Genomic DNA, 25,170 nt, shown 5'->3' on the forward strand with positions numbered 1-25,170 from the left:
TCACTCCTTGTCGAGGATGCCGAAGTACTCGCCGGCGGTGTGCACGTCCTTGTCGCCCCGGCCGGAGAGGTTGACCACGATGACCGGCTCCCGGCCCAGCTCGGCGGCGAGCTGCGGGGCGATCTTCAGCGCCCCGGCGAGCGCGTGCGCGCTCTCGATCGCCGGGATGATCCCCTCGGTCCGGCAGAGCAGCTGGAACGCGGCCATCGCCTCGCGGTCGGTCACCGGCGAGTACGTGGCCCGGCCGATGTCGTGCAGCCAGGCGTGCTCCGGGCCGACGCCGGGGTAGTCCAGGCCCGCCGAGATCGAGTGCGACTCGACCGTCTGGCCGTCTTCGTTCTGCAGGACGTACGTGCGGGTGCCGTGCAGCACGCCGGAGGTGCCGCCGGTGATGCTGGCCGCGTGCCGGCCGGTCTCCACCCCGTCGCCGCCGGCCTCGAAGCCGTACAGCCGCACGTCGGGGTCGCCGACGAAGGCGTGGAAGATGCCGAGCGCGTTGGAGCCACCGCCGACGCAGGCGGCGACCGCGTCCGGCAGCGCGCCGGTGAGGTCGAGGCACTGCTGGCGGGCCTCCTCGCCGATCCCCCGGACGAAGTCCCGGACCATTTCGGGGAACGGGTGCGGGCCGGCGGCGGTGCCGATCAGGTAGTGGGTGTCGTCGACGTTGGCGACCCAGTCCCGCATCGCCTCGTTCATCGCGTCCTTGAGGGTGCGCGAGCCGGTGGTGACCGGGACCACGGTGGCGCCGAGCATCCGCATCCGGGCCACGTTGAGCGCCTGCCGCCCGGTGTCGACCTCGCCCATGTAGACCACGCACTCGAGGTCGAACAGGGCGGCGGCGGTGGCGGTGGCCACGCCGTGCTGACCGGCGCCGGTCTCGGCGATCACCCGGGTCTTGCCCATCCGCTTGGTGAGCAGCGCCTGGCCCAGCACGTTACGCACCTTGTGCGCCCCGGTGTGGTTGAGGTCCTCCCGCTTGAGCAGAACCCGGGCGCCGATCTTGGCCGAGAACCGCTCGGCGGAGTAGAGCAGCGAGGGGGTGCCGGCGTAGTCGCGCAGCAGGGCGTCGAACTCGGCCAGGAAGCCCTCGTCGGTCATCGCCTTGCGGTACGCGGCGTCCAGCTCGTCGAGGGCCGCGACCAGCGCCTCGGGGACGAACCGCCCACCGAAGCGGCCGAAGTGGCCGGCGGCGTCGGGAACCTGGCCGGCCTCGGCCGACGCGTTTGCGCTCATCGCGGTGTCCTCTCGCTGCTGACGTCTCCCGGTGCTCGGGTCAGCGCACCGGGCGGGGCGTCGCCGGGTGGTTCCCGGCGTTCACCAGCTCGGCGACGGCCTCGCGCGGGCTCTTCTGGGTGACCAGGCCCTCGCCCACCAGGACGGCGTCGGCGCCGGCCGAGGCGTAGCGGATCAGGTCGTGCGGACCACGCACGCCGGACTCGGCGATCTTGACGACGCTGCTGGGCAGGCCGGGCGCGATCCGCTCGAACACCGAGCGGTCGACCTCCAGGGTACGCAGGTCGCGGGCGTTGACCCCGATCACCTGCGCGCCGGCCTCCAGGGCCCGGTCGGCCTCCTCCTCGCCGTGCACCTCGACCAGCGCGGTCATGCCGAGCGACTCGATCCGCTCCAGCAGGCCGACCAGGGCGTTCTGCTCCAGCGCGGCGACGATCAGCAGCACCAGGTCGGCGCCGTGCGCGCGCGCCTCGTGCACCTGGTAGCTGGAGACCACGAAGTCCTTGCGCAGGACCGGCACCTTGACGGCGGCGCGGACCGCGGCGAGGTCGTCGAGCGACCCGCCGAACCAGCGCCCCTCGGTCAGCACGCTGATCGCCCGGGCGCCGCCGGACGCGTACTGCCCGGCCAGGTCGGCCGGGTCGGCGATCTCGGCCAGCCGCCCCTTGGACGGCGAGGAACGCTTGACCTCGGCGATCACCGCGACGCCGGGTCGGCGCAGGGCCGCGTACGCGTCCAGTGGTGGCGGGGCGGCGGCGGCGAGCTCACGGATCCGCTCCAGCGGAACCTGCTCCTGCCGCCGGGCGACGTCCTCACGCACCCCGGCCAGGATCTCGTCGAGCACGCTTACGGACGCTGCCTGACCGGCCTCGTCCCCCTCCGCGTGCGCATGCTCAGCAGTCACCAACGGACTCCCCTCTCCGGGTGTCATGGGCCGATGCTAGGGGGCGCCACCTGGTGCCGGGTGCCGGGGGTATGGCGCTCCTCACGAGATGGGCTGGGGCATAATGACCGACTTCCGGTGAACGGGATGTCACGTAGCGCCACCGCGCCCATCGACCGGCGTCATCAGCGCCCACTTCCCGCGGCCCCCACGGGCATCGACCGCCGACCATGAACCATGAGAGCACGACGGTCCGCCGCCGGCAGCGCGACGACACCCTTCGATGCTGTGACGAAGCTCAAGGAACAACGGCCCGGTGCGGGTGGTTCGCGTCTGAGGGACAGTTGACCGGCCCGTCACCGGGGCGAAACGTCAGCCGGGCAGCATCGGGCCAGGGCAGACTCGGAGACGCGGCTGTCCACCGTCGGACTTCTTCGTGCGGGGTGAACATGAGCACTGCGGGACCGAACCAGACCATCGGACTGACCACCATCTCCCGGACGGTGGCGTCGCTCGCCGTCGGCATGGTGCACACCCTCGAACGCGCCGTGGTGGGCGACGGACGGGTCCGCACCGCCCGGGGCAACGCCTGGGAGGCGGTCTGCGCCGACCGGGCCCGGGCCGACCAGCGCGCCGAACTGGACCGCCTGGTGGCCGAGCTGACCGCCGCCCGCGCCGCGGCGCGGGACCGCCGGCAGCTGCGGGACCGCCAGCCGGTCAGCTGACCGTCGGGTCCTCGCCCCGGTCGAGGGCGTCCCACGCCTCCCGGGTGCCACGCCCGCCGACCGGGCCGCCCGTGGCGGGCTCCGCCGCCGAGCCGGCCGGTCGCTCGTAGCGGGCCCCCATCGCCGGCCAGCCGCCGCCGCGCACCGCGGTGAGCAGGCCACCGACCGCGGCGAGCGCCCCGCCGACCAGGCACAACGCCGGCCACTGCCGGCTCACCTCGCCGGTGAACCCGGCGACCAGTCCGTACCCGCCGCCGGCAGCCACCGCCGCGCCGAGCAGGGCCAGCAGGCCGCCCAGCAGCTGCCGTGCCCGGCCCCGGGTGGCCAGCACCGCGCCGCCGCCGGCGAGCCCGACCAGCGCCAGCGCGGAGAGCCAGGGCAGCAGGTCCGCCCCGGTGCGGTCCGCCCGGGCCGCCGGCAGCGAGCCGCGGGCGGTCACCTCGACCGACCAGGTCCGGGTCGCCGCCCAGAACGCCAGGCCCGCCCCGGCCAGGCAGAGCAGCACCGCGTACGTCAGCTCGCGCCGGCCCCGCGCGGACGGCGCGACGGCTGGGGTCGGCCCGGTCATCGGGCCGGCCGGAGGGTCTCGGCGGCGGCGATCGCGGCCAGCACCGCGGCGGCCTTGTTCCGGGTCTCCTGATCCTCGGCGGCAGGATCGGAATCGGCCACCACCCCCGCCCCCGCCTGCACGTACGCCCGACCGTCGCGGATCAGCGCGGTACGGATCGCGATCGCCATGTCGAGGTCGCCGCCGAAGCCGAAGTAGCCGACGGTGCCGCCGTAGAGGCCGCGCCGGACCGGCTCCAACTCCTCGATGATCTCCATGGCCCGCACCTTCGGCGCGCCGGAGAGGGTGCCGGCCGGGAAGGTCGCGGCGAGCGCGTCGAAGGCGGTCCGGTCCTCGCGCAGCGTGCCCACCACCGTCGACACGATGTGCATCACGTGGCTGTACCGCTCGATGGTGGCGAACTCCGGGACCTCCACCGTGCCCGGCCGGCAGACCCGGCCCAGGTCGTTGCGGCCCAGGTCGACCAGCATCACGTGCTCGGACCGCTCCTTCGGGTCGGTGAGCAGCTCGGTGGCGAGCCGGGCGTCCGCCGCCGCGGTGGCGCCGCGCGGCCGGGTGCCGGCGATCGGGTGCAGCAGCGCCCGGCGCTGCCCGTCCGCCCCGACGCTGACCTTCAGGTGCGCCTCCGGCGAGGAGCCGACGACGTCGAACCCGTCGAAGCGCAGCAGGTACATGTACGGGCTCGGGTTGGTGGTACGCAGCACCCGGTAGACGTCCAGCGGGTCGGCGTGGGTGTCCCGCTCGAAGCGCTGGGCGAGCACGACCTGGAAGCACTCGCCGGCCCGGATCGCCTCCTTGGCCTCCTCGACGGCCTTCGGGTAGCCGCCGTCCGGGGTCCGGCTGACCACCTCGCCGGCTGGCGGCCGGTCGACGGTGGAGATCATGGGCGGAATCGGTCGGGACAGCGCGGTGGTCATCGCGTCCAGCCGGCCCACCGCGTGGTGGTACGCGGCCGCGACCAGCGGCTCCCGGCCCGGCGCGTCCAGCGGGGGCAGCACCGCGTTGGCGACCAGGATCGCCGAGCCGTCGTAGTGGTCGAGGACCACCAGGTCGGTGGCGAGCATCATGCCCAGCTCGGGCACCCCGAGGTCGTCCTCGGTCAGCTCGGGCAGCCGCTCGAAGCGCCGGATCAGGTCGTACCCCAGGTAGCCGACCATGCCACCGGTCAGCGGCGGCATGCCGCTGGCCGGGTCCCAGACCGGGCCGGCGAGCGCGTCGACCGTCTCGCGCAGCACCCGCACCGGGTCCCCGGACTCCGGCACGCCGGCCGGCGGGTTGCCGGTCCAGACCGCGACGCCGTCCCGTTCGACCAGGGTGGCGCCGCTGCGCACGCCGATGAACGAGTACCGCGACCAGGACATCCCGGCCGAGCCCACGCCCTGCTCGGCGGACTCCAGCAGGAAGGTGCCCGGGCCGCCGGCGAGCTTGCGGTAGACCCCGACCGGGGTCTCCGCGTCGGCGAGCAGCCGGCGGGTCACCGGCACCACCCGCCAGCGGGTGGCCAGCTCGGTGAAGGTGGCCAGGTCGGGGCTGAGCGCGCCGTCGGTCACGGGGTACCTCCCTCGCCGGTCACCGGCAGCTCGGTGAAGAAGCAGGTGCGGTGCCCGGTGTGGCAGGCGGCCCCGACCTGGTCGACGCTGACCAGCAGCGCGTCGCCGTCGCAGTCCAGCGCCATCGAGCGGACGTACTGGTGGTGGCCGGAGGTGGCGCCCTTGACCCAGTACTCCTGCCGGCTGCGCGACCAGTAGGTGGCCCGGCCGGTGGTCAGCGTGCGGTGCAGCGCCTCGTCGTCCATCCACGCCACCATCAGCACCTCGCCGGTGTCGTGCTGGCGCACCACCGCGGCCACCAGGCCGTCCGGGGTGCGGCGCAGCCGGGCGGCGATGGCCGGGTCGAGGCGGGACGGGCGGACCGCGCCGGCGGGGCCGGCGTCGCTCGGGGAAGAGTCAGCTACGGGCACAGTGACCCATTGTCCCGCACGCGGCGCGGGGACCTGCGGGCCGTCCCCGCCGCGGGCCGACCGGGCGAGCTGGGACACGTACCGGCATCAGAGCGTGATCCACGGCGCCATCGTGCCGTACGCCCCATCAGGCCGCAATGCCCGTTGACGGACCCAGTGTCCGATCAGAAGGCTAGTGCCCCACGTTTCGCATTGATGCCTCGGAATACCTTTCGCCGGCCCCCGCTTCGGCGGGGACCGCCTCCCGGAGCCGGGCCTGCTGGTCCGGGGTGAGCTGGACGTCCGCGGCGGCGGCGCGCAGCCGGCTCTCGCGTGCTGATGTCCATGCTTCCAGTTGAAGCGCGCTCGAAGTCAACCCGTTGCGCGCCGACCGGCAACTCATCTAGTGTTGAGTTCAACAGATGATGAGTTTTGGGGAGGTGGGACGATGGGCGACGCGATCGCGGTCCGCGACCTGGTCGTCGACCGCGGCCGACGACGGGTGCTTCAAAGCATCAGCTGCACGGTGCCGCGCGGCACGGTGACCGGGCTGCTCGGTCCGAGCGGCAGTGGGAAGACGACCCTGATGCGAGCGATCGTCGGGGTGCAGACGGTCAGCACCGGCACCGCCACTGTGCTCGGTCGTCCGGCCGGGACGCCCGAGCTGCGCAGCCGGATCGGCTACCTGACCCAGGCGCCGAGCGTCTACGCCGACCTGACGGTGCGGGAGAACGCCCGGTACTTCGCCGCCCTGCACGGCCGCGACCAGGCCCGCGCCGACCGCGCGGTCGCCGACGTCGGGCTGGCCGAGGCGGCCACCCAGCTCGTCAGCACCCTCTCCGGCGGCCAGCGCAGCCGCGCGTCCCTGGCCTGCGCCCTGGTCGGCGACCCGGAGCTGGTCATCCTCGACGAGCCGACGGTCGGCCAGGACCCGGTGCTCCGCGCAGACCTGTGGGCCCGCTTCCACGAGATGGCCGCGGCCGGGACGACCCTGCTGGTGTCGAGCCACGTGATGGACGAGGCGGCCCGGTGCGACCGGCTGCTGCTCATTCGGGAGGGGCGGCTGGTCGCCGACGACACCCCGGACGCGGTCCGGGCCACCACCGGCGTCGACGACCTCGAGGAGGCGTTCCTACGACTGATCAGGGCGAGCGAGGCAGGCCGGAGCGGCCACGCCGGACGGGAGGCGTCGTGAACCTGCGGATCCTGGCGGCGACCACCGGGCGCATCCTTCGCCAGCTGCGGCACGACAAGCGCACCGTCGCCCTGCTCGTGGTGGTGCCCAACGTGCTGCTCACGCTGGTCTACTTCATGTACGTCGACCAGCCCACACCACCGGGACAGCCCACGGTCTTCGACCGGGTGGCGCTGATCATGCTCGGCTTCTTCCCGTTCATCATCATGTTCCTGGTGACCAGCATCGCCATGCTGCGAGAGCGGACCACCGGCACCCTGGAACGGCTGCTCACCACCCCGCTGGGTAAAATCGACCTGCTGTTCGGCTACGGCATCGCGTTCGGGCTGGCCGGCGCGGTCCAGGCCGCCATCGCCTCGGTGGTGACGTACTGGGTGTTCGACCTGGACACCGCGGGCAGCGTCTGGCTGGTCATCATGATCGCAGCGATCAACGCCGTGCTGGCCGTGGCGCTCGGGCTGTTCTGCAGCGCCTTCGCCCGCACCGAGTTTCAGGCCATGCAGTTCATGCCGATCGTGGTGGCTCCCCAGCTGCTGCTCTGTGGGCTCTTCGTGCCCCGGGGCGAGATGGCCGGCTGGCTGCAGGCGATCAGCGACGTGCTGCCGCTGTCGTACGCCGTCGAAGCGTTGCAGGAGGTCGGCGCGAACGCCGAACCGACCGGCACGATGTGGCGGGACGTGGCGATCGTCGCGGGTGCGGCGGTGCTGGCGCTGGTACTGGCCGCGGCCACCCTCCGGCGGCGCAGCGGCTGACGGGTGTCCCGGTCCGGTCCGACCGCGGTCAGACCGGACCGGGACGGGATGACGTGACGAGGGACGAGCGAAGGGCGGCGATGGCGCGGCGGACCGGACGACGACCCGGCAACCCGGACACCCGGGAGGCCATCCTTGGCGCGGCCCGCGCCGCCTTCGCCGAGCGGGGCTTCGACGGCGCGTCCATCCGGGCCATCGCCGCCGCCGCACAGGTGGACCCGGCCCTGGTGCACCACTACTTCGGCACCAAGGACCAGCTCTTCCTGGCCGCCATGAACGCCCCGGTCGACCCCCGGGAGCTGCTGCCGAAGGTGCTCACCGGTGACCGCGACGGCATCGGCGAGCGGCTGGTCCGGATGTTCCTCGGGGTGTGGGACTCGCCGGCCGGCACCGCCGGAGTGGCCCTGCTGCGCTCCGCGGTGAGCAACGAGTGGACCGCCCGGCTGCTGCGGGAGTTCCTGGTGACCCAGGTGCTGCGCCGAGTGCTCGACCAGCTCGACGTCGACCCGGCCGAGCTCCCGCTGCGCGGGTCGCTGGTGGCCAGCCAGCTGATCGGACTGGCCATGATGCGGCACGTGGTCCGGCTGGAGCCGGTCGCGTCCGCCGACCCGGAGACCCTGGTCGCCGCGGTCGGCCCGACCGTCCAGCGCTACCTGACCGGCGACCTGCCGGCCTGATGTGGTGGCTTACCACCGGGACAGCCCTTGATTATTGATCATCTTTCCTCGACAAGAGATCAAACTAGCGGCGGTTTTCGAGGAGTTGCTCGAGGTTTCGGTAGCTGGTGGGGGCGCCCTTCTCCGCCTGCCGGCGTACCAGCGGGATCAGCGGTGCACCGCTTCCGTGGCCCTCGAAGTCGAGGGTGAAGATGACGCGCGACCGGGTGCCGTCCTCGATCGGCTCGACCGTGATCGTGGCACTTGCCCGGATGGGTCCGTCGATGGCGCGGGCAGCCCAGCTGTGCGGCGGATCGTTGCGGGTGATCTCCTGAGTCAGTGTGCGCTTCGCACCAGCGAACCGCCGGGTCGTAGCGAACTGTGAATCCCCGAGCATGCGCACGTTCACCACATCGCGTTGCCACTCGGCGAAATGCCGTGGGTCGGTGGCGAAGGCGAAGACCTCCTGCGGCGGGCGGGCGATCTCGATCGTGGACACTAGCGTGGACATTGCGCCTCCTTGTTACCTCTACCTGCCTTCGATCGTCAGAGTGAAGACGAGCAATGAGCCGGAAAGGTAACCGTTGGACCAGTTCGATGAGTTCGAGGCGCACCGAGACCATCTACGCGCGGTGGCGTACCGCATGCTCGGCTCGGCAAGTGACGTCGACGACGCGCTGCAGGAGGCGTGGCTGCGGCTCGCCCGCGCCGACACCAGCGGCGTGCGCAACACCCGGGCTTGGCTCACCACGGTCGTGGCCCGGGTATGCCTGGACATGCTGCGCTCGCGCACCGCGCGACGTGAGGTTCCCCTTGACGGACCGTTGCCTGCCGAGAGCCCTGACCCGCAGCAGGAGGCGATGCTGGCCGAATCAGTCGGGCTTGCTCTGATGGTCGTGCTGGACAACCTGACCCCCGCAGAACGGCTCGCGTTCGTCCTGCACGACATGTTCGCCTTGCCATTCGACGAGATCGCACCGATCCTGGGCCGCTCCACTGCGGCAGCCAAGATGCTCGCCAGCCGCGCACGCCACAGGGTGCGAGCCGCCCAATCACCCGACACCGACATGGCCCGCCAGCGCCGGGTGGTCGATGCCTTCCTCACCGCCTCGCGTAACGGCGACTTCGCCGCCCTCCTCGACCTGCTCGACCCCGAGGTCGCAGTGCGCGCCGACGCCGCCGCAGCGCCACCCGGAACGCCCAGCCACCTGCGCGGCGCCCACGCTGTCGCCCGGCAGGCGCTGGCATTCTCGCACCGGGCCGCGCACGCTCGCACCGGGCTGGTCAACGGCGCACCAGCAATCCTCGTGGCACCTCACGGACGGCTCACCACGGTCATGTCATTCACCTTCACCGACAGCAAAATCATGAGTATCGATATCGTCGCCAACCCGCAACGACTGAGCCAACTCGCCATCGAATCCGCATAGCCGGGGGGAGCCGCTCCACCAGGGGCTCAGGCGGGGTCGACGTGCCCGGCGGCGCCGGCCCGGCGGCAGAGCACCGGGTGCAGCAGCCGGGCCAGCTCCGCGTGGTCGGCCACCGGTCGGGGGAAGGCCAGCCGGGCGCGCCGCGGAGCGCCCGGCCGCCCGAAGGAGACCAGCAGGCCGTACCGGTCGATCCGGACCACCCGCGGCGGTCCGCCGGTGCCGTCGGCCAGGCCGAGCTGCCGGCGGACGTACGCGGCGACCTCCTCGGCGTGGTGCTCGGCGAGGTCGGCCACCAGCTCGGCCTCGACCGGGTGCAGCGGATCCGGCTCGGCCTCGGCGTACGCCTCTGGAGCGATCCGGCGCACGGAGCCGGCGCTTTCCCAGCGGGCCTCGACCACCTCGAAGCGGAACAGCCGGAACCGGGTGCCGACGTCGAGCAGGTCGCCGGTCGGGTCCACCGCGGCGAAGTCGAGCGCGGCCCGGCGGGCCTCGTCGCCGTCGAGCCGGGCCGCCCAGCCGGAGACCCAGGCCCGGCCCAGGGACGGCGCCCCGGCGGCCGGCGGCAGATCGAGCACGTCCAGGACCAGCGCGACGTCGGCGTCGCCGTCGGCCGGGCATAGCGCCGCGGCGAGGTCGCTGACCACCGGCACCAGCAGCAGCACCCGCCCGTCCGGGTCGGTCACGTGCCGGACGTGGTGCGGGCCGGGCCGGTGCGCCAGGTGGGCGAGGGCGGGCAGCCGGCCCGCGACGAGGGTACGGACGATCTCCGCGGGGCTGGGCCGCATCGCACGACCTCCTCAATAGGTTAGGCTTACCTAAGTCGCAGACTAGAGCATCCGAACGGAAACGTCGAACGTCAACCACCCCCGGCCCAAAGCCCGGCTCTCCCGCGCCCTGGGCATCCCGCTGACTCGCAAGTGCGTGCGGTACGTCGAGCGGCGTCCCTTCCCGCCCTGGGGTTCACGGCCGGCAGCGCCGCAAGACCTCGGACTACCAGGTGCGGCTGCTGGAGAAGCAGCGCCTGCGCCACCAGTACAACGTCAGCGAGACCCAGCTCCGCCGCGCGTTCGACGAGGCGGCCCGGGGCACCGGGAAGACCGGCGACACCCCTGGTCACGCTCCTGGAGCGGCGGCTCGACGCGGTAGTGCACCGGGCCGGGCTTGCCCGCAGCATCTACCAGGCACGGCAGCTCGTCGCGCACGGCCACTTCACCGTCGACGGGCGCAAGGTCGACCGGCCATCGTACCGGCTGCGGCCGGGGCAGGTGGTCGTCGTGCGCGAGCAGCCACGCATCGCTGCCGTTCCAGCTCGCCGCCAGCGGCGCCAACGCTGGCGACGGACCCGGCCGGCCGTACCTGTCGGTGCAGCTGGCCGAGCTACGCGCCATCCTGCTGCGCGAGCCGGCCCGGCACGAGGTGCCGGTCGTCTGCGACGAGCAGCTGCTGGTGGAGTTCTACTCCCGCTGACCAGCCGCGGTCAGCGGGTCTGCTCCAGCCAGGAGGCGTACAGCAGGCCGTAGATCGACTCCGGGTCGCGGACCAGCTCGTCGTGCGGGCCGCGCTGCACGACCCGACCCCGGTCCACCACGATCACCTCGTCGGCGGCCTGGGCGGTGGAGAGCCGGTGCGCGATGGCGAGGGTGGTCCGGCCGCGGGTGACCGCGTCCAGGGTGCGCTGCAGCCGTACCTCGGTGGCCGGGTCGACCGCGCTGGTCGCCTCGTCGAGCACCAGCAGGTCCGGGTCGGCGACGTACGCCCGGGCCAGCGCGACCAGCTGCCGCTCCCCCACGCTCAGCGCCTCCCCCCGCTCGCCGACTGGCGTGTCCAGCCCCGACGGCAGGCCGTCCAGCCAGTCGGCCAGCCCCAGTTCAGTGAAGGCGACGGTGAGCTGCTCGTCGGTCAGCTCGGGCCGGGCGAAGCGGACGTTGTCGCCGACGGTGGCGTCGAAGAGGAAGCCGTCCTGCGGCACCATCACCACCCGGGAGCGCAGCGAGTCGAACCGGACCCGGTCCAGCGGCACCCCGGAGAGCAGCACCTCGCCGGCGGTCGGGTCCATCAACCGGGTGAGCAGCTTGGCGAAGGTGGTCTTGCCGCTGCCGGTCTCCCCCACCACCGCGACCCGGCACTTCGCCGGGATGTCCAGGGTGATGTCGTGCAGCACCGGCGGGCCTCCCGGGTAGGCGAAGCTCACCCCGGCGAAGCGGATGTCCAGCGGGCCCGCCGGCAGCTCCCGGCCCTGCTCCCCCGGGTCCGCCACGTCGGGGGCGACGTCCATCACGTCGAGCACCCGGCGCCAGCCGGCGATCGCGTTCTGCGCCTCGTTGAGCACCTCGGTGGCGATCTGCACCGGCTGGATGAAGAGCGTGACCAGGAACAGGAACGCGGTGAGCTGGCCGATGGACAGGGTGCGGTCCACGCCGAGGGTGACCCCGACCACCACCACCCCGGCCAGCGCGACGCCGGCCGCCAGCTCCCCGACCGAGCTGCCCAGGATGCTGATCCGGATGGCTCGCTGCTGGGCCTCCCGCTGCCCCTCGATGGCCTCGTCGAGCCGCCGGGCGGTGCGCCCGGCGATGCCGTACGCCCGGATCACCGGCGCCCCGACGACGCTCTCCGCGACGGTGCCGAGCAGGGTGCCCATCCGCTGCCGGACCACGCCGTAGGCCGCAGCGAGCCGGCGCTGCAGCTGCCGGATCACCAGCACCGCCGGGGCGAAGGCGACGAGCACCACCAGGGTCAACTGCCAGGAGTACGCCAGCATCACGGCCGTGGTGACCACCAGCTGGCCGAGGTTGACCAGCAGGATCACCCCGCCCCACTGGAGGAACTGGGTGATCTGGTCGACGTCGCTGGTGACCCGGGAGACCAGCGACCCGCGCCGCTCGGACTGCTGGTGCAGCATCGACAGGTCGTGCACGTGCCGGAACGCCCGGGTGCGCACCCCGGCCAGGGCGGTCTCGCTGACCGTGAAGAGCCGGCGCATCATCAGGTAGCCGCAGGCGGTGGTGACCACCAGCACGGCCGCGGTGACGGTGACCACCGTCCACACCACGCCCAGGTCGAGGCCGCCGACGATGCCGTGGTCGAGGCCGCGCTGCACCGCGACCGGCACGGCCACCCGGCCGACCATGTAGACCAGCGCCAGGGCGAGGGTGCCGGCCAGGCCGGTCTTCAGCTCCGGGGAGAGCGCCAGCCCGCGCCGCAGCGTCCGCCAGGTCGTCTCGGCCCGCTGCTCCGGTACCGCCGTCGGCGCGCTCACGCTCACCGGTCCACCTCAATCTCCAGGCCGGAGGTCAGCGGGGTGACCTCGTCGTACGTCCGGTGCTGCTCGCGTTCCTGCTCGGCCTGCTCGTACGCGGTGACCAGGTCGACGTAGCCGGGCACGGTGGCCAGCAGCTCGGTGTGGGTGCCGCGGGCGAGCACCCGCCCACGCTCCAGGTAGATCACCTCGTCGGCCAGCGCGATGGTGGCCCGCCGGTACGCGACCACCAGGATCGACGCGGCGGCGCCCTGCCCGGACGCCGGGGCGCGCAGGCCGGCCAGGATGGCTGCCTCCACCCGCGGGTCCACCGCGCTGGTCGCGTCGTCGAGCACCAGCAGCCGGGGCCGGCCGGCCAGCGCCCGGGCCAGGGTGAGCCGCTGCCGCTGCCCACCGGAGAGCGAGGTGCCCCGCTCGCCGACCATGGTGTCCAGCCCGTCGGGCAGGGCCGCGACGAAGCCGTCCGCCTCGGCCAGCCGCAGCGCGGCCCAGACGTCCTCGTCGCCGATCCCCGGCCGGTCGAGCGTGATGTTGGCCCGGACCGTGTCGTCGAAGACGAACGGCACCTGGGCGACCAGGGCGACCGTCGCGGCGACCGAGGCGGCGGTCAGATCGCGGACGTCGACGCCGTCCAGGGTGACCGTGCCGGCGCGCGGGTCGACCAGGCGCACCGCCAGCGTGGCGATGGTGGACTTGCCGGCGCCGGTGGGCCCGACCAGGGCGACCGTCTTCCCGGCCGGCACGGTGAAGGTGACCTCGCCGAGCACCTCGACGCCGGGCAGGTGCGCCTCGGCCGGCTCGTACCCGAAGTGCACGTCGTGGAAGGCGAGCGTGGCCGGCGTCGGATCGGCCGGGTCGAGCGTGGTGTCGCCGTACGGCATCTCGCCGGTGGCGTCGAGGACCCGGCTGACCCGGTCCCAGCCGGCGACGCTGCGCGGCAGCTCGGCGAGCACCCAGCCGATGGCGCGGACCGGGAAGGCCAGCACGGTGAAGAGGAAGGCGACGGTGACCAGCTCGGTGACGCTGATCGCGCCCTGCCGCAGCCGGAACGCCCCGACCACCAGAACGGCCAGGGTGCCGAGGCTGGGCAGGGTCTCCAGCATCGGGTCGAAGATGCCGCGCAGCCGGCCCACGGCGATCAGCGCGTCGCGCAGCTCGCCGGCGCGGGCGGCGAACCGGGCGGTCTCCTGGCCCTCGCGGCCCATCGTCTTGACCACCAGGGCGCCGTCGAAGCTCTCGTGGGCGATGCCGCTGACCTCGGCGCGCAGCCGCTGGGCCCGGGCCTGCCGGGGGGCCATCCGGCGGGAGTAGACCACGTTGAGGGCGAAGAGCGCGGGGAAGACGGCGAGCCCGACCATGGCCAGCGCCCAGTCGGTGAAGAAGAGCGAGACCACCGCGCCGACCAGCATCACCAGCGTGCCGACCGCGAACGGCAGCGGCGCGATCGGGTACCAGGCCGCCTCGACGTCGGAGTTGGCGTTGGACAGCAGCGTGCCGGTGGCGTTGCGGTGGTGCCAGGACAGCGGCAGGTCGAGGTAGCGGCGGGTGACCCGGCGCCGGTAGGCGGCCTGGAGGCGGAACTGCATGTAGCCGGCGCCGAGCCGGCGGCCGAAGATGCCCACCACCCGCAGCACGCTGATCCCGAACAGCGCCGCGGCGGCCAGGGCCAGCGCGCCCACGCCGACCGAGCCACGGGCGACGGCCGGCACCACCACCTCGCCGACCACCGCACCCACCACGTAGGCGCTGACGATCACCATGGAACCGAAAAGCACACTGCCGGTGACCGCGACCGCGAAGATGCGCGGTTGCTCCCGGATCGCCCGGCCGAGGACCGACAGTCCCCTGCCGAGCACGTCCCGACTCGTCCCGCTCGCCACGCTCTCCCCCGCCGTAAGCCGCAATTGTCTCCCTCATCCTTACCGGTCTCGGCCAGCTGCGCCGACCCGGGCCGGTATGTCCACCGTCACGCCCGCACCGCTGCCGGCCGGCGGCGCGCTCGGCGCGCCGTCCGGGCCGCGCGGCCCTACGATCGGCGGCATGCCGCGGTACGCCCGATCGGAGCGCGAGGCGCTCGCCGATCTGATGCTGGACCTGGGACCGGACGAGCCGACGATCGACGACGGGTGGACGACCCGTGACCTCGCCGCCCACCTGGTGCTGCGCGAGCGCCGCCCGGACGCGGCCGGCGGCATCGTGCTGCCGCCGCTGCGGGGGTACACCGAGCGGGTGCGCCGGCGGATCGCCGCGCATCCCTGGCCGGAGCTGGTCGGGCAGGTACGCCGCCCGCCGGTCTGGAGCCCACTGAGCAATCCACTCACCGACGAGCTGGCCAACACCATGGAGTTCTTCATCCACCACGAGGACGTGCGGCGGGCCCGCCCGGGCTGGCAACCGCGCGATCTGTCGGCGGGGCTCCAGGCGCGGCTCTGGCGGCCGGTCGGTCTGCTGGCCCGGGCGGCGCTGCGGAGGTTCCCGGCCGACCTGTTGGTGCAGGCGCCCGGGCACGGCGAGCTGACCGTGGGCCGGGGTGGCGAGCGGGTCCGCCTGGTCGGGGCGCCGGGCGAGCTGGTGCTCTTCCTCTCCGGGCGGCAGCGGGTGGCCCGGGTGCAGATCGACGGGCCGCCGGCGGTGGCCGAGCGGCTACGCGCCGCCCGCCTCGGCCTCTGACCCGGGCTGTCGAGCCCGCCGGATAGGGCGGACGACCCGGCCCGCTCGGCGTGGCGCTGGCCGACATCTGCCTGCGGGTCCGCGCCCAACGCCGGCCCACCCTGCTGCTGCGGCTGGTCAGCCAGCTCCGGGAGTACCTGCTCGCGCAGCTCTGGGAGGCGGCCAACCGGGAACACCGGCGGGTGCCCGGGCTGGCGGAGTATCTCCAGATGCGGCGGCACACCGGCGGCGTCCGCCCGAGCCTCACCCGCACCGACCTGGCGTACGACGGGCTGCCCGGGGCCGGGCGGCATCGTCCGGGACGCCGCGGTGGCCGCGCGGGCGACACCGTCGCGGCCTTCCTCGCCGCCCGCCGGGCCTGGCTCCGCGCCACCTACGACTGGTCCCTGCGCGCGGCCCGGTACGCCTGACGCCCGCCGTTCCACCTCGCGGGACTCAGCGGCCCCACAGGAACCAGGGCTAGCCGAGGCGCCGGGGCAGGCAATACCCTTCGGTAACCGCAAAACGACGTGACTGGCGTCACGTCATCCACCCTTGAAGGCGGCTACAGCGATGGCTCTCGATGTACCGTACCGTTCCATCCCCGACATGTTCCTCAAGCGCGTGGCCGCGTCCCCCGACCGCCGCGCGTTCGCCCATCCGGCGCCGGACGAGTCCGGGCCGGTCTGGCTGACCTGGGAGCAGGTCGGGCACCGCGCCAAGGCGGTCGCCGCCGGGCTGCACGGCCTCGGCGTCGGCCAGGAGGATCCGGTGGCGATCCTGGCCAACACCAGGCTCGACTGGGTGATCGCCGACTTCGGCATCATGTGCGCCGGCGGCGCGACCACCACCGTCTACCCGACCACCGAACCCGCGGACGCGACGTACATCATCGCCGACTCCGGCTCGCGGGTGCTCTTCGCCGAGAACCCGGCGCAGGCGGCGAAGATCGCCGGGGCCGACCTGCCGGCGCTGACCCACGTGGTGCTCTTCGACGGCACCGCCGACCCGGACGCCGCCGTCCCCCAGCTCACCCTGGCGGAGCTGGAGGAGCGGGGGGCGCGGGCCCTCGAGGCCGAGCCGGACCTGATCGACATGCTGGTCGCCGGCATCGGCCCGGAGCACCTGGCCACCCTGATCTACACCTCGGGCACCACCGGCCGCCCGAAGGGGGTCGAACTGCTGCACGGCGGTTGGTGCTGGGAGGGCGTGGCGCAGGCCGAGATGGGGCTGCTCCGCGATGACGACCTGCAGTACCTCTGGCTCCCGCTGTCCCACTCGTTCGGCAAGACCCTGCTCTGCGGCTCGACCCACGTCGGCATGCCGACCTACGTCGACGGCCGGGTGGACAAGCTGGTCGACATGCTCGCCGTGGTCAAGCCGACGCTGATGTGCGGCGCGCCCCGGGTCTTCGAGAAGGTCTACAACAAGGCGGTCACCACGGCCCAGGCCGCGGGCGGCGCGAAGGCGAAGATCTTCGCCTGGGGCGTCCGGACCGGCAAGGAGAAGGTCGCCCTGGAGCAGGCCGGCAAGCCGATCCCGGCCGGACTGAAGCTGAAGTACGCGCTGGCCGAGAAGCTGGTGTTCAGCAAGCTGCAGGCGCGGCTCGGCGGCCGGATGCGGGTGCTGGTCTCCGGCGCGGCCCCGCTGAGCCCGGAGATCGCCACCTTCTTCGCCGCCGCCAACCTGCCGATCTCCGAGGGGTACGGCCTCACCGAGACCAGCGCGGGCAACTTCGTGAACCCGCCGGACGGGCTGCGGATCGGCACCGTCGGCACGGCGATGGGCGACCTGGAGTGCAAGATCGACACCGATGGCGAGATCCTGGTCCGGGGCACGCCGGTGATGCGCGGCTACCACAACCTGCCCGAGGAGACCGCCGCGGCGTTCACCGAGGACGGCTTCTTCCGTACCGGTGACATCGGCAGCCTGGACGACAACGGCTACCTGCGCATCACCGACCGGAAGAAGGACCTGGTCAAGACCTCCGGCGGCAAGTACATCGCCCCGTCGCACATCGAGGGCATGTTCAAGGCGATCTGCCCGTACACCTCGCAGGCGATCGTGATCGGGCAGGCCCGCAACTTCTGCACCATGCTGGTCAGCCTGGACCCGGACGCGATCCGCGGCTGGGTCGCCGGCGGCCCGCTGGAGGGCCGCGAGTACGCCGACATCGTGACCTCCGCCGAGGCGCACGCCATGGTCGAGGAGTACGTCGCCCAGCTCAACGCCAGGCTCAACCGCTGGGAGACGATCAAGAAGGTGGCCATCCTGCCGCGCGACCTGACCATCGAGCACGGCGAGATGACCCCGTCGCTGAAGATCAAGCGACGCGGCGTGGAGACCAACTTCGCCAGCGAGATCGACAAGATGTACGAGGGCACCCTGGCCGAGATCTGACCCGGTCGTACCCGCACCGGTGGCCGTGTCCCTCCGTCCCGGGACACGGCCACCGGCCGTTCACAGGTGCTCGGCCCGCCACCTCGACCGGTCGGTCTCGGCCGCCAACTCCTCCTCCAGCGCCAGCCGGCGGATCCGGCGTCGGCGTTCCCCCTGCCAGCGGGTCTCCACCACGATCAGCGAGACGCAGACCAGGGCCAGCAGCGCCAACGCCGTCAGTTCCGGCAGGACGGTGATCGTCGCGACGCAGACCGCCGCGAGCAGCCCGAGCGCGGCCAGCGCGGGCAGGTGGTCGGCGACCGGCACCAGCAGCACCAGCAGCACGGGGCGGCCGCCCAGGGCCAATTCACCGAGCCCATGTTGTGCAGCCGGAAGCCGAGGTGGCCGAGCAGGTAGATGATCAGCCCGTGCCGCTCGGTCCGGTGGGCGGCCGAGAAGACGCCGGGGGTGCTGTCCCCCGGGGCCCGGCGCGCTGGCGGCTCAGGCGATGACGGCGGGCTCCGACCACTGTGGCCGCCCGGCGCGGTCCAGGTCGTAGCGGACCGCGGCGAGCCGGCCGACCGCCTCGACCAGGTCCGCGGCGGGCAGGGTGAAGGGCAGCCGCAGGAAGCGTTCGAGGGTGCCGTCCAGGCCGAATCGGGGACCGGGCGCCAGGCGTACGCCGACCTCCTCCGCCGCCCGGGCGAGCGCGCTGGAGATCGGCCCGTCCAGCTCGGCCCAGAGGGTCACGCCGCCGCGCGGCGCGCTGACCCGCCAGTCGGGCAACCGCTGGGCCAGCGCGTCGAGCAGGGCGTCGCGCTGCGCGGCGAGCTGGGCGCGGCGGGCGGCGACGATGGTTGGGGCGTCGGCGAGCAGGTGCACCGCGACCAGCTGGTCGAGCACCGGGCTGGCCATGTCCACCCCGACCCGGGCGGCGGCCAGCCGCTGCACCTGGGGTGCGGAGGCCCGCACCCAGCCGATCCGCAGCCCGCCCCAGTACGGCTTGCTCATCCCGCCGATGCTGATCACCCGGCTGTGTCGATCGAACGCGGCGACCGGTGGTGGCAGCTCGGTGCCGTCCAGCGGCAGGTCCACGAAGGACTCGTCGACGACCAGGTCGGTGCCGGCGGCGTGGGCGGTGGCGACGAGCCGCTCGCGCAGCTCGGCCGGCATCAGGTGGCCGGTCGGGTTCTGGAACTCCGGGATCAGGTACGCCAGCTTGGGGCGGGTCTGGCGGATGCTGCCCAGCAGCAGGTCGGCGTCCCATCCGGCGCCGTCGGCGGCCAGCCCGTGGGTGGCGATCCGGGCCCGGCGGGCCGACAGCGCGGCCAGCGCGTTGGGGTAGGTCGGCGACTCGACCAGCACGCTGCCGCCGGGCGCCAGCGCCAGGCGCAGTACCAGGTCCAGGGCGTGCTGGGTGCCGCTGGTCACCATGATCTGCTCGGCGCTGGTGCGCAGGCCGCGCTCGGTGTACGACCGGGCGACCGCCTCGCGCAGCTCGATGATCCCGGTCGGGTGGTAGCCGGCGCCGCCCAGGTAGCGGGGCAGGTCCTCGGCGGCGGCCCGGGCGGCCGGCACGAGCTGCGGCGGGGCGGCCAGCGCGGCGACGCCCAGGTCGATCATGTCGCGGTCGTCCACCGGGGTCCAGAGGCCGGTGCTGGCCACCCGGTGGGTGCCCGGCAGCATGGTCCAGCTGCCCGCGCCGCGCCGGCTGGCCAGGTGGCCGGTCTCCCGCAGCTGCCGGTACGCGGCGGTGACCGTGGTCCGGCTGATCCGCAGCGCCTCCGCCAGCTCCCGCTCGGCGGGCAGGCGTACCCCCAGGGGAAGCCGGCCGTCGGCGAGCAGGCCACGGACCGCCGCCGCGAGCGCGGCGTAGTCGGGGCTGCGGCGGCGCCCCGGCAGCGCGTGCCACTGACCGAGCAGTCGGGCCAATTGGGCACCCCGCACCTGGCTGGTCACGACCACCCCTCCCAAATTGGCTCTTCTGTCGCCCGGATTGGCACCTAGGGTGGCATGCATGGCTCCGATTGGCAATCTCCGGCACCGGCCCGTCCGACGGCTCACCCAGCTCTACGTCGGGCTCGTCCTCTACGGCGTCAGCATGGCTCTCATGATTCGCTCCGGGCTCGGACTGAACCCGTGGGACGTCTTCCACCAGGGGCTGTCCCGGCAGACCGACATCTCGGTCGGCACGGCGAGCATCGTGGTCGGCGCCGTGGTGCTGCTGCTCTGGATCCCGCTGCGGCAGCGACCCGGGCTCGGCACGGTCAGCAACGTCGTGGTGATCGGCCTGTCCGTGGACGCCACCGTGGCCCTGCTCCCGGACGACCTGCCGCTGCCGGCGCGGATCTGCCTGCTGGTCACCGGCATCGTCGCCAACGGCGTAGCGACCGGCCTCTACCTCGGCGCCGACCTCGGCCCCGGCCCGCGCGACGGGTTGATGACCGGGCTGGTCGCCCGCCACCCCGGCCGCTCGGTCCGGCTGGTCCGCACCATCATCGAGGTCGTCGTGCTGGCGCTGGGCTGCCTGCTCGGCGGCACCGCCGGCATTGGCACGGTCGCGTACGCGCTCGCCATCGGCCCGCTGGCGCAGCTGTTCACCCCGCTCTTCGCCGTCCCGCCGCGGTCCACCCCCGACACTCCCGTGCCCACCCTCGCTGAGCTGCGCTGACACGATGGCGGGAAAGTGGGTGTTTCCTCCACGGACACCGCCGGGCATCATTCCTGCATGGGGGAGAATGGATGGCGCTGGACGGACGCCTGGATCTTCGTGTCACTGGTGATCGCGAGCGGCGCCGGGCGGCACCGCCGCGCGGCCGACAGCCGGCGCCCGGAGGGCGTCCGGCTGGCTGACGTCATCTCCACGGCGGACCACCTCAACCAAGCGATCCCGGAACGGCACGACGTGGAGGCGGCGGTGCGCCGGCTCGTCGGGGCCGGCCTGGTCAGCGTCTCCGACGGCTGGTTCCGGATCACCCCGGACGGGGAGCGGCTCTGGCGCACCCGGCCGAGCGCCGGGGTGGCGACCACCGTGGACACCGTGCAGGGGGTTTTGGTGCGGCGGCACACCCCGGGCAGCGCGGAGTGGCACCTGCCCGAGGAGGACCACGCCGCCGCGGTGCAGGAGTACATCGTCCGGTCGATCCCGGCCCCGCGTCGCTCACCGGAGGGCCGGACCGGCCGCTGAGCCCATGCCGGGCGCACCGTCGCGATCCCGCGGCGAGCCCGGCGGCGGCCTGCGCCGCCGGCTCCGCTGCCGTTGTTCTACCCGACCGGCGGGGGACAGCGAGACCGTGCCGATCTACGTGACCACGGAGCGGACCGGGTCGTACACCGCCCAGCAGATCGGGACCACTGTCGTGAACGCCGGGAAGCGCGGACAGCGAGATTCCTGGGGGCAGATTTGTGCCCCACAGGAATGTCACTCACGGAACAGATGCCCGACGCGGGAAGCGACACGCCGGACGGCCAGGTACACCGTCCCGCCGAGGGGCCCGGGAACCGTGTCGGCAGCCCGGTCAGCGGGTGGGGTGGCCGGCTGCGCGCAGCGCGTCCTTGACCTCGCCGACGGTCAGCTCGCCGAAGTGGAAGACGCTCGCCGCCAGCACCGCGTCGGCGCCCGCGCCGATCGCCGGCGGGAAGTGCGCCACCTCGCCGGCGCCGCCGCTGGCGATCACCGGCACGTCGACCACCGCGCGGACGGCCCGGATCAGCGCCAGGTCGAAGCCGGCCTTGGTGCCGTCGGAGTCCATCGAGTTGAGCAGGATCTCCCCCGCGCCCAGCTCCGCGCCGCGCCGGGCCCACTCGACCGCGTCGAGCCCGGTGCCCCGCCGGCCGCCGTGGGTGGTCACCTCGAAGCCGCTGGAGGTGGTGCCGGCGGGCGCCCGCCGCACGTCCAGCGAGAGCACCAGCACCTGCCGGCCGAACCGGTCGGCGATCTCGGCGATCAGCTCGGGCCGGGCGATCGCGGCGGTGTTCACGCCCACCTTGTCCGCTCCGGCGCGCAGCAGGGTGTCGACGTCGGCGACCTGCCGGACGCCGCCGCCCACGGTGAGCGGGATGAAGACCGACTCCGCCGTGCGCCGGACCACGTCGAGCATGGTCCCCCGGTCGCTGGAGGAGGCGGTGACGTCGAGGAAGGTCAACTCGTCCGCGCCGGCCCGGTCGTAGGCCGCGGCCAGCTCCACCGGGTCACCGGCGTCGCGCAGGTCGAGGAAGTTGACCCCCTTGACCACCCGCCCGGCGTCCACGTCCAGACACGGGATCACCCGTACCGCCACCGTCATGTCGCGAGCCTATCCAACGGATGTGGCACGGCGGCCGACCCGAACGGGCCGACCGCCGTGAACGAGGTCCGGGTCACACCCGGACGAGCATCTTGCCCAGGTTCTCGCCGCGCATCAGGCCGAGGAACGCCGCCGGGGCGTTCTCGATGCCGTCGACGACCGTCTCGTCGTACGAGAGCGTGCCGTCACGCAGCCAGCCGGCCATGTCGGCGACGAACTGGTCGCGCAGGCCGCCGTGGTCGCCGACCAGGAAACCGCGCAGGGTGAGCCGCTTGCCGATCACCAGCGCCAGGTTGCGCGGCGCGGCGGGCGGCTCGGTGGAGTTGTACTGCGCGATCATGCCGCAGATGGCGGCCCGGCCGTGCAGGTTCATCGAGGAGATCGCCGCCTCCAGGTGCTCGCCACCGACGTTGTCGAAGTAGACGTCGAGGCCGTCCGGGGCGGCCGCCTTCAGCGCGTCGCGCACCGGGCCGTCGTGGTAGTCGAAGGCGGCATCGAAGCCGAGCGCCTTCAGCCGCTCGACCTTGGCCGCCGAGCCGGCGCTGCCGACCACCCGGGAAGCGCCCTTGAGCTTGGCGATCTGGCCGACCATGCTGCCGACCGCGCCGGCCGCCCCGGAGACGAAGACGGACTCGCCCGGCTTCATCCCGGCCACCTCGAGCAGCCCGGCGTACGCGGTGAGTCCGGTCATGCCGAGCACGCTCAGGTAGGCGCTGACCGGCGCGACGGTCGGGTCGACCGGGCGGGCGGCCTTGGCGTCGACCAGCGCGTACTCCCGCCAGCCGAGGCCGTGCAGCACGGTGTCGCCGACCTTGACGCCGTCGGCCTCGCTGGCCACGACCTCGCCGATCGCCCCACCGTCCAGCGGCGCGCCGAGCTGGAACGGCGGCACGTACGACTTGACGTCGTTCATCCGGCCCCGCATGTACGGGTCGACCGACATGAACTGGTTGCGGACCACGATCTGACCCGGGCCCGGGGTGGGCACCTCGGTCTCGACCAGGCGGAAGTTGTCGGCGGTCGGCCAGCCCTGCGGGCGGGAGGCCAGGTGGATCTCACGGTTGGTGCTCATGCGCTGTCGTCCTTTCGTACGCGAAGAAGGGGCCGGACCGGCGTCAGGCTGCCGCGGCCTCGCGGACGGTGAGGGCGACCTGGATGTTGCCGCGGGTCGCGTTCGAGTACGGGCAGACCTGGTGGGCCGCCTCGACCAGCTGCTCGGCGGCGGTCCGCTCGACGGCGGGCAGGTCGACCACGAGGGCCACGGTCAGGCCGAAGCCACCGCTGCCGTTCGGGCCGATGCCCACCTCGGCCTCGACGACCGAGCCGGAGACGTCGGCCCTGGCCTTGCGGGCGACCAGGCGCAGTGCCGAGTGGAAGCAGGCCGCGTAGCCGGCGGCGAAGAGCTGCTCGGGGTTGGCGGCGCCGCCGGCGCCCCCCATCTCCTTCGGGGTCGCCAGGTCCAGGTCGACCGTGCCGTCCGAGGTGCGGACGTGGCCGTCCCGGCCGTCGCCGGTGGCGAGCGCGGACGCGGTGTAGAGCACCTGCATGGTCACTGCTCCTTCTGTCGGTGGATCGTCTCGGTGACCCGGGTGAGGGTGTCGCGCAGGCCGACCAGCTCCGCCTCGGTGAGGCCGGTGGCGCGGGCGACCCGCAGCGGCACCTCGTCCATCCGCTGCCGCAGTGCCGCACCGTCGCCGGTCAGGCCCACCTCCACCCGCCGCTCGTCGCGCGCCGAGCGGGTCCGGACCACCAGGCCCGCCGCCTCCAGCCGCTTGAGCAGCGGGGAGAGCGTGCCGGAGTCCAGCCGCAGCGCGGCGCCGAGCTCGGAGACCGTGGGGGCGTCGTCGCCGCGCTCCCAGAGCACCAGCAGCACCAGGTACTGCGGGTAGGTCAGGCCGAACTGGTCGAGGATGGGCCGGTAGACGTCGGTGAGGGCGCGCGACGCGGCGTAGAGCGCGAAGCACACCTGTCGACGCAGCACCAGATCATCGGTCACGTCGAAAACCGTAGCGCCCAATTGAGTTGTGCACAACCGATCAGGGTGCGGTGTGGCCGCCCCCACTCGGTTCCCCCGGGCCGGGGGGCCGGGTTCACCGGTCGCCGAGCCAGGCCTCCAGCTCCACCTCGACCAGGTGGTCCGGGTCCAGCAGCCCGGCCACGATCACCATGGTGGCCGCCGGACGGACGGCGCCGAAGACCGCGTTGTGCGCCCGCCCCACCTCGTCGGCGTAGATCCGGTCGGTGACGTACATCCGGGTCCGGACCACGTCGGCGGGTTCCGCGCCCACCTCGGCGAGCGCGTCCAGCCCGATCCGCAGCGCCTGCGCGGTCTGCGCCGCCGCGTCCCCCACGTGCGCCACCTGACCGTCGACGGTCGAGGTGCAGCCGGCCGTCCAGGCCAGCTCGCCGGCCCGGACCACCCGCGAGTAGCCGTAGGTGGCCTCCCACGGCCCGCCCGAGCCCAGCCGGGTGACGGTCACGCGCCGGCCCGCAGCGTCTCCAACGCCTCGGCGACGGTGAACGCGCCGGAGTAGAGCGCCTTGCCGGTGATCACACCCTCCACCCCGATCGGTTCCAGGGTCGCCAGGGCCCGCAGGTCGTCCAGGGTCGAGACGCCACCGGAGGCGATCACCGGCGCGTCGGTGCGCGCGCAGACCTCGCGCAGCAGGTCCAGGTTCGGCCCGCGCATGGTGCCGTCCTTGGTGATGTCGGTCACCACGTAGCGGGACGCGCCAGCCTTGTCCAGCCGCCCCAGCACCTCCCACAGGTCACCGCCGTCACGGGTCCAGCCCCGGGCGGAGAGGGTACGACCGCGCACGTCCAGCCCGATCGCCACCCGGTCACCGAACTCGCCGCAGACCCGGTCGCACCAGACCGGGTCCTCCAGCGCGGCGGTGCCGATGTTGACCCGGGCCGCCCCGGTGCCGAGCGCGGCCCCCAGCGACTCGTCGTCCCGGATGCCGCCGGAGAGCTCGACCTTCACGTCGAGCTGCCGGACCACCTCGGCGAGCAGGTGCGCGTTGGAGCCCCGGCCGAACGCGGCGTCCAGGTCGACCAGGTGGATCCACTCGGCGCCGTCGGCCTGCCAGGCCAGCGCGGCCTCCAGCGGGTCGCCGTAGGTGGTCTCGCTGCCGGCGGCGCCCTGGACGAGCCGGACGGCCTGGCCGTCGGCGACGTCCACGGCGGGCAACAGGGTGAGGCTCAACTTGATCTCTC

The 25,170-nt window shown here is 73.4% G+C and carries 27 protein-coding genes and 1 pseudogene; 11 read left to right on the forward strand and 17 right to left on the reverse strand.

Features of this window, described 5'->3' with window-relative positions; all coding sequences use genetic code 11:
• Both trpB and trpC read right to left on the reverse strand, forming a co-directional pair.
• Complete coding sequence (gene trpB / locus ACLQ2U_RS05770; RefSeq protein WP_425749484.1) at window positions 1–1,233, reverse strand: tryptophan synthase subunit beta; 1,233 nt, start codon at window positions 1,231–1,233, stop codon at window positions 1–3.
• A gap of 40 nt (window positions 1,234–1,273) precedes the next feature.
• Complete coding sequence (gene trpC / locus ACLQ2U_RS05775) at window positions 1,274–2,077, reverse strand: indole-3-glycerol phosphate synthase TrpC (protein WP_425749735.1); 804 nt, start codon at window positions 2,075–2,077, stop codon at window positions 1,274–1,276.
• A gap of 488 nt (window positions 2,078–2,565) precedes the next feature.
• Here trpC and ACLQ2U_RS05780 point away from each other — a divergent pair, with 488 nt between their 5' ends.
• A complete protein-coding gene (locus tag ACLQ2U_RS05780) occupies window positions 2,566–2,841 on the forward strand; it encodes a hypothetical protein (protein ID WP_425749485.1) in 276 nt (91 codons plus the stop codon).
• On the opposite strand, the gene ACLQ2U_RS05785 is transcribed toward ACLQ2U_RS05780, so the two are convergent.
• The 3 genes from ACLQ2U_RS05785 to hisI are packed head-to-tail and all read right to left on the reverse strand — an operon-like array spanning window position 2,834 to window position 5,369.
• Complete coding sequence (locus ACLQ2U_RS05785; RefSeq protein ID WP_425749486.1) at window positions 2,834–3,409, reverse strand: Trp biosynthesis-associated membrane protein; 576 nt, start codon at window positions 3,407–3,409, stop codon at window positions 2,834–2,836. The genes ACLQ2U_RS05780 and ACLQ2U_RS05785 overlap by 8 nt on opposite strands.
• Window positions 3,406–4,959, reverse strand: coding sequence for an anthranilate synthase component I (locus ACLQ2U_RS05790; protein WP_425749487.1), 1,554 nt, complete (start codon window positions 4,957–4,959; stop codon window positions 3,406–3,408). Before ACLQ2U_RS05790 ends, ACLQ2U_RS05785 begins: the two co-directional genes overlap by 4 nt.
• Window positions 4,956–5,369 carry a phosphoribosyl-AMP cyclohydrolase gene (gene hisI, locus ACLQ2U_RS05795; protein WP_425749488.1) on the reverse strand — a complete coding sequence of 138 codons (414 nt, stop codon included), beginning with the start codon at window positions 5,367–5,369 and terminating at the stop codon, window positions 4,956–4,958. Before hisI ends, ACLQ2U_RS05790 begins: the two co-directional genes overlap by 4 nt.
• Before the next feature lie 427 nt (window positions 5,370–5,796).
• Between hisI and ACLQ2U_RS05800 the strand changes: the two genes are divergently transcribed.
• The 3 genes from ACLQ2U_RS05800 (at window position 5,797) to ACLQ2U_RS05810 (ending at window position 7,972) form a co-directional block, all read left to right on the forward strand.
• Complete coding sequence (locus ACLQ2U_RS05800; RefSeq protein WP_425749489.1) at window positions 5,797–6,543, forward strand: ABC transporter ATP-binding protein; 747 nt, start codon at window positions 5,797–5,799, stop codon at window positions 6,541–6,543.
• Window positions 6,540–7,295, forward strand: coding sequence for an ABC transporter permease (locus ACLQ2U_RS05805; protein ID WP_425749490.1), 756 nt, complete (start codon window positions 6,540–6,542; stop codon window positions 7,293–7,295). The genes ACLQ2U_RS05800 and ACLQ2U_RS05805 overlap by 4 nt, the downstream gene beginning before the upstream one ends.
• An 80-nt stretch (window positions 7,296–7,375) precedes the next feature.
• The gene (locus ACLQ2U_RS05810; protein ID WP_425749491.1) at window positions 7,376–7,972 is read left to right on the forward strand and encodes a TetR family transcriptional regulator; all 597 of its coding nucleotides are present in this window, start codon (window positions 7,376–7,378) and stop codon (window positions 7,970–7,972) included.
• A 64-nt stretch (window positions 7,973–8,036) separates the two neighbouring features.
• On the opposite strand, the gene ACLQ2U_RS05815 is transcribed toward ACLQ2U_RS05810, so the two are convergent.
• The gene (locus ACLQ2U_RS05815) at window positions 8,037–8,450 is read right to left on the reverse strand and encodes an SRPBCC family protein (RefSeq protein WP_425749492.1); all 414 of its coding nucleotides are present in this window, start codon (window positions 8,448–8,450) and stop codon (window positions 8,037–8,039) included.
• Window positions 8,451–8,535: 85 nt separating this feature from the next.
• Between ACLQ2U_RS05815 and ACLQ2U_RS05820 the strand changes: the two genes are divergently transcribed.
• Complete coding sequence (locus ACLQ2U_RS05820) at window positions 8,536–9,381, forward strand: sigma-70 family RNA polymerase sigma factor (protein ID WP_425749493.1); 846 nt, start codon at window positions 8,536–8,538, stop codon at window positions 9,379–9,381.
• 26 nt (window positions 9,382–9,407) lie between these two features.
• Here the strand turns inward: ACLQ2U_RS05820 and ACLQ2U_RS05825 are convergent, their stop codons facing one another.
• Window positions 9,408–10,166 (reverse strand): DUF2470 domain-containing protein, encoded by a 759-nt coding sequence (locus tag ACLQ2U_RS05825; protein WP_425749494.1) that lies wholly within the window; start codon window positions 10,164–10,166, stop codon window positions 9,408–9,410.
• Window positions 10,167–10,215: 49 nt separating this feature from the next.
• Here ACLQ2U_RS05825 and rpsD point away from each other — a divergent pair.
• Window positions 10,216–10,848: pseudogene (gene rpsD, locus ACLQ2U_RS05830) on the forward strand (30S ribosomal protein S4).
• A 10-nt stretch (window positions 10,849–10,858) separates the two neighbouring features.
• Here rpsD and ACLQ2U_RS05835 read toward each other — a convergent pair.
• A complete protein-coding gene (locus ACLQ2U_RS05835; RefSeq protein ID WP_425749736.1) occupies window positions 10,859–12,640 on the reverse strand; it encodes an ABC transporter ATP-binding protein in 1,782 nt (593 codons plus the stop codon).
• Window positions 12,641–12,642: 2 nt separating this feature from the next.
• Window positions 12,643–14,520: an ABC transporter ATP-binding protein gene (locus ACLQ2U_RS05840; RefSeq protein ID WP_425749495.1), complete on the reverse strand. Its 1,878-nt coding sequence runs from the start codon at window positions 14,518–14,520 to the stop codon at window positions 12,643–12,645.
• A gap of 160 nt (window positions 14,521–14,680) precedes the next feature.
• On the opposite strand from ACLQ2U_RS05840, the gene ACLQ2U_RS05845 reads away from it, so the two are divergent.
• From ACLQ2U_RS05845 to ACLQ2U_RS05855, 3 genes are all read left to right on the forward strand, one after another.
• Complete coding sequence (locus ACLQ2U_RS05845; RefSeq protein WP_425749496.1) at window positions 14,681–15,310, forward strand: TIGR03085 family metal-binding protein; 630 nt, start codon at window positions 14,681–14,683, stop codon at window positions 15,308–15,310.
• 50 nt (window positions 15,311–15,360) lie between these two features.
• Window positions 15,361–15,720, forward strand: coding sequence for a terpene synthase family protein (locus tag ACLQ2U_RS05850; protein ID WP_425749497.1), 360 nt, complete (start codon window positions 15,361–15,363; stop codon window positions 15,718–15,720).
• Between the two features lie 142 nt (window positions 15,721–15,862).
• Window positions 15,863–17,689, forward strand: a complete 1,827-nt coding sequence (locus ACLQ2U_RS05855; protein ID WP_425749498.1) for an AMP-dependent synthetase/ligase — start codon at window positions 15,863–15,865, stop codon at window positions 17,687–17,689.
• A gap of 60 nt (window positions 17,690–17,749) precedes the next feature.
• Here the strand turns inward: ACLQ2U_RS05855 and ACLQ2U_RS05860 are convergent, their stop codons facing one another.
• Together ACLQ2U_RS05860 and ACLQ2U_RS05865 are read right to left on the reverse strand one after the other, a co-directional pair.
• Window positions 17,750–18,034: a hypothetical protein gene (locus ACLQ2U_RS05860; protein WP_425749499.1), complete on the reverse strand. Its 285-nt coding sequence runs from the start codon at window positions 18,032–18,034 to the stop codon at window positions 17,750–17,752.
• 135 nt (window positions 18,035–18,169) lie between these two features.
• Window positions 18,170–19,627, reverse strand: coding sequence for a PLP-dependent aminotransferase family protein (locus ACLQ2U_RS05865; RefSeq protein WP_425749500.1), 1,458 nt, complete (start codon window positions 19,625–19,627; stop codon window positions 18,170–18,172).
• Window positions 19,628–19,685: 58 nt separating this feature from the next.
• Between ACLQ2U_RS05865 and ACLQ2U_RS05870 the strand changes: the two genes are divergently transcribed.
• The gene (locus tag ACLQ2U_RS05870) at window positions 19,686–20,339 is read left to right on the forward strand and encodes a YczE/YyaS/YitT family protein (protein WP_425749501.1); all 654 of its coding nucleotides are present in this window, start codon (window positions 19,686–19,688) and stop codon (window positions 20,337–20,339) included.
• Window positions 20,340–20,396: 57 nt separating this feature from the next.
• Window positions 20,397–20,855 (forward strand): hypothetical protein, encoded by a 459-nt coding sequence (locus ACLQ2U_RS05875; protein WP_425749502.1) that lies wholly within the window; start codon window positions 20,397–20,399, stop codon window positions 20,853–20,855.
• Between the two features lie 331 nt (window positions 20,856–21,186).
• Here the strand turns inward: ACLQ2U_RS05875 and hisF are convergent, their stop codons facing one another.
• The 6 genes from hisF to priA form a co-directional block, all read right to left on the reverse strand.
• Complete coding sequence (gene hisF, locus ACLQ2U_RS05880) at window positions 21,187–21,954, reverse strand: imidazole glycerol phosphate synthase subunit HisF (protein WP_425749503.1); 768 nt, start codon at window positions 21,952–21,954, stop codon at window positions 21,187–21,189.
• 73 nt (window positions 21,955–22,027) lie between these two features.
• The gene (locus tag ACLQ2U_RS05885) at window positions 22,028–23,026 is read right to left on the reverse strand and encodes an NADP-dependent oxidoreductase (RefSeq protein ID WP_425749504.1); all 999 of its coding nucleotides are present in this window, start codon (window positions 23,024–23,026) and stop codon (window positions 22,028–22,030) included.
• Window positions 23,027–23,069: 43 nt separating this feature from the next.
• Window positions 23,070–23,501 (reverse strand): organic hydroperoxide resistance protein, encoded by a 432-nt coding sequence (locus tag ACLQ2U_RS05890; RefSeq protein ID WP_425749737.1) that lies wholly within the window; start codon window positions 23,499–23,501, stop codon window positions 23,070–23,072.
• A gap of 2 nt (window positions 23,502–23,503) precedes the next feature.
• Complete coding sequence (locus ACLQ2U_RS05895; protein WP_425749505.1) at window positions 23,504–23,950, reverse strand: MarR family winged helix-turn-helix transcriptional regulator; 447 nt, start codon at window positions 23,948–23,950, stop codon at window positions 23,504–23,506.
• Window positions 23,951–24,044: 94 nt separating this feature from the next.
• Window positions 24,045–24,434: a RidA family protein gene (locus ACLQ2U_RS05900; protein WP_425749506.1), complete on the reverse strand. Its 390-nt coding sequence runs from the start codon at window positions 24,432–24,434 to the stop codon at window positions 24,045–24,047.
• Window positions 24,431–25,159, reverse strand: a complete 729-nt coding sequence (gene priA, locus ACLQ2U_RS05905; protein WP_425749738.1) for a bifunctional 1-(5-phosphoribosyl)-5-((5-phosphoribosylamino)methylideneamino)imidazole-4-carboxamide isomerase/phosphoribosylanthranilate isomerase PriA — start codon at window positions 25,157–25,159, stop codon at window positions 24,431–24,433. Before priA ends, ACLQ2U_RS05900 begins: the two co-directional genes overlap by 4 nt.
• Window positions 25,160–25,170: the final 11 nt, after the last annotated feature.

Source organism: Micromonospora sp. DT47 (assembly GCF_049844475.1).
Lineage (GTDB): Bacteria > Actinomycetota > Actinomycetes > Mycobacteriales > Micromonosporaceae > Micromonospora.

Excerpts from the sequence above, each read along its gene's own strand:
- trpB (WP_425749484.1), bottom strand. The coding sequence starts at position 1,233 with ATGAGCGCAAACGCGTCGGCCGAGGCCGGCCAGGTTCCCGACGCCGCC.
- ACLQ2U_RS05780 (WP_425749485.1), top strand. The coding sequence starts at position 2,566 with ATGAGCACTGCGGGACCGAACCAGACCATCGGACTGACCACCATCTCC.
- ACLQ2U_RS05785 (WP_425749486.1), bottom strand. The coding sequence starts at position 3,409 with ATGACCGGGCCGACCCCAGCCGTCGCGCCGTCCGCGCGGGGCCGGCGC.
- ACLQ2U_RS05800 (WP_425749489.1), top strand. The coding sequence starts at position 5,797 with ATGGGCGACGCGATCGCGGTCCGCGACCTGGTCGTCGACCGCGGCCGA.
- ACLQ2U_RS05810 (WP_425749491.1), top strand. The coding sequence starts at position 7,376 with ATGGCGCGGCGGACCGGACGACGACCCGGCAACCCGGACACCCGGGAG.
- ACLQ2U_RS05825 (WP_425749494.1), bottom strand. The coding sequence starts at position 10,166 with ATGCGGCCCAGCCCCGCGGAGATCGTCCGTACCCTCGTCGCGGGCCGG.
- ACLQ2U_RS05845 (WP_425749496.1), top strand. The coding sequence starts at position 14,681 with ATGCCGCGGTACGCCCGATCGGAGCGCGAGGCGCTCGCCGATCTGATG.
- ACLQ2U_RS05855 (WP_425749498.1), top strand. The coding sequence starts at position 15,863 with ATGGCTCTCGATGTACCGTACCGTTCCATCCCCGACATGTTCCTCAAG.
- ACLQ2U_RS05870 (WP_425749501.1), top strand. The coding sequence starts at position 19,686 with ATGGCTCCGATTGGCAATCTCCGGCACCGGCCCGTCCGACGGCTCACC.
- ACLQ2U_RS05875 (WP_425749502.1), top strand. The coding sequence starts at position 20,397 with ATGGGGGAGAATGGATGGCGCTGGACGGACGCCTGGATCTTCGTGTCA.
- hisF (WP_425749503.1), bottom strand. The coding sequence starts at position 21,954 with ATGACGGTGGCGGTACGGGTGATCCCGTGTCTGGACGTGGACGCCGGG.
- ACLQ2U_RS05885 (WP_425749504.1), bottom strand. The coding sequence starts at position 23,026 with ATGAGCACCAACCGTGAGATCCACCTGGCCTCCCGCCCGCAGGGCTGG.
- ACLQ2U_RS05890 (WP_425749737.1), bottom strand. The coding sequence starts at position 23,501 with ATGCAGGTGCTCTACACCGCGTCCGCGCTCGCCACCGGCGACGGCCGG.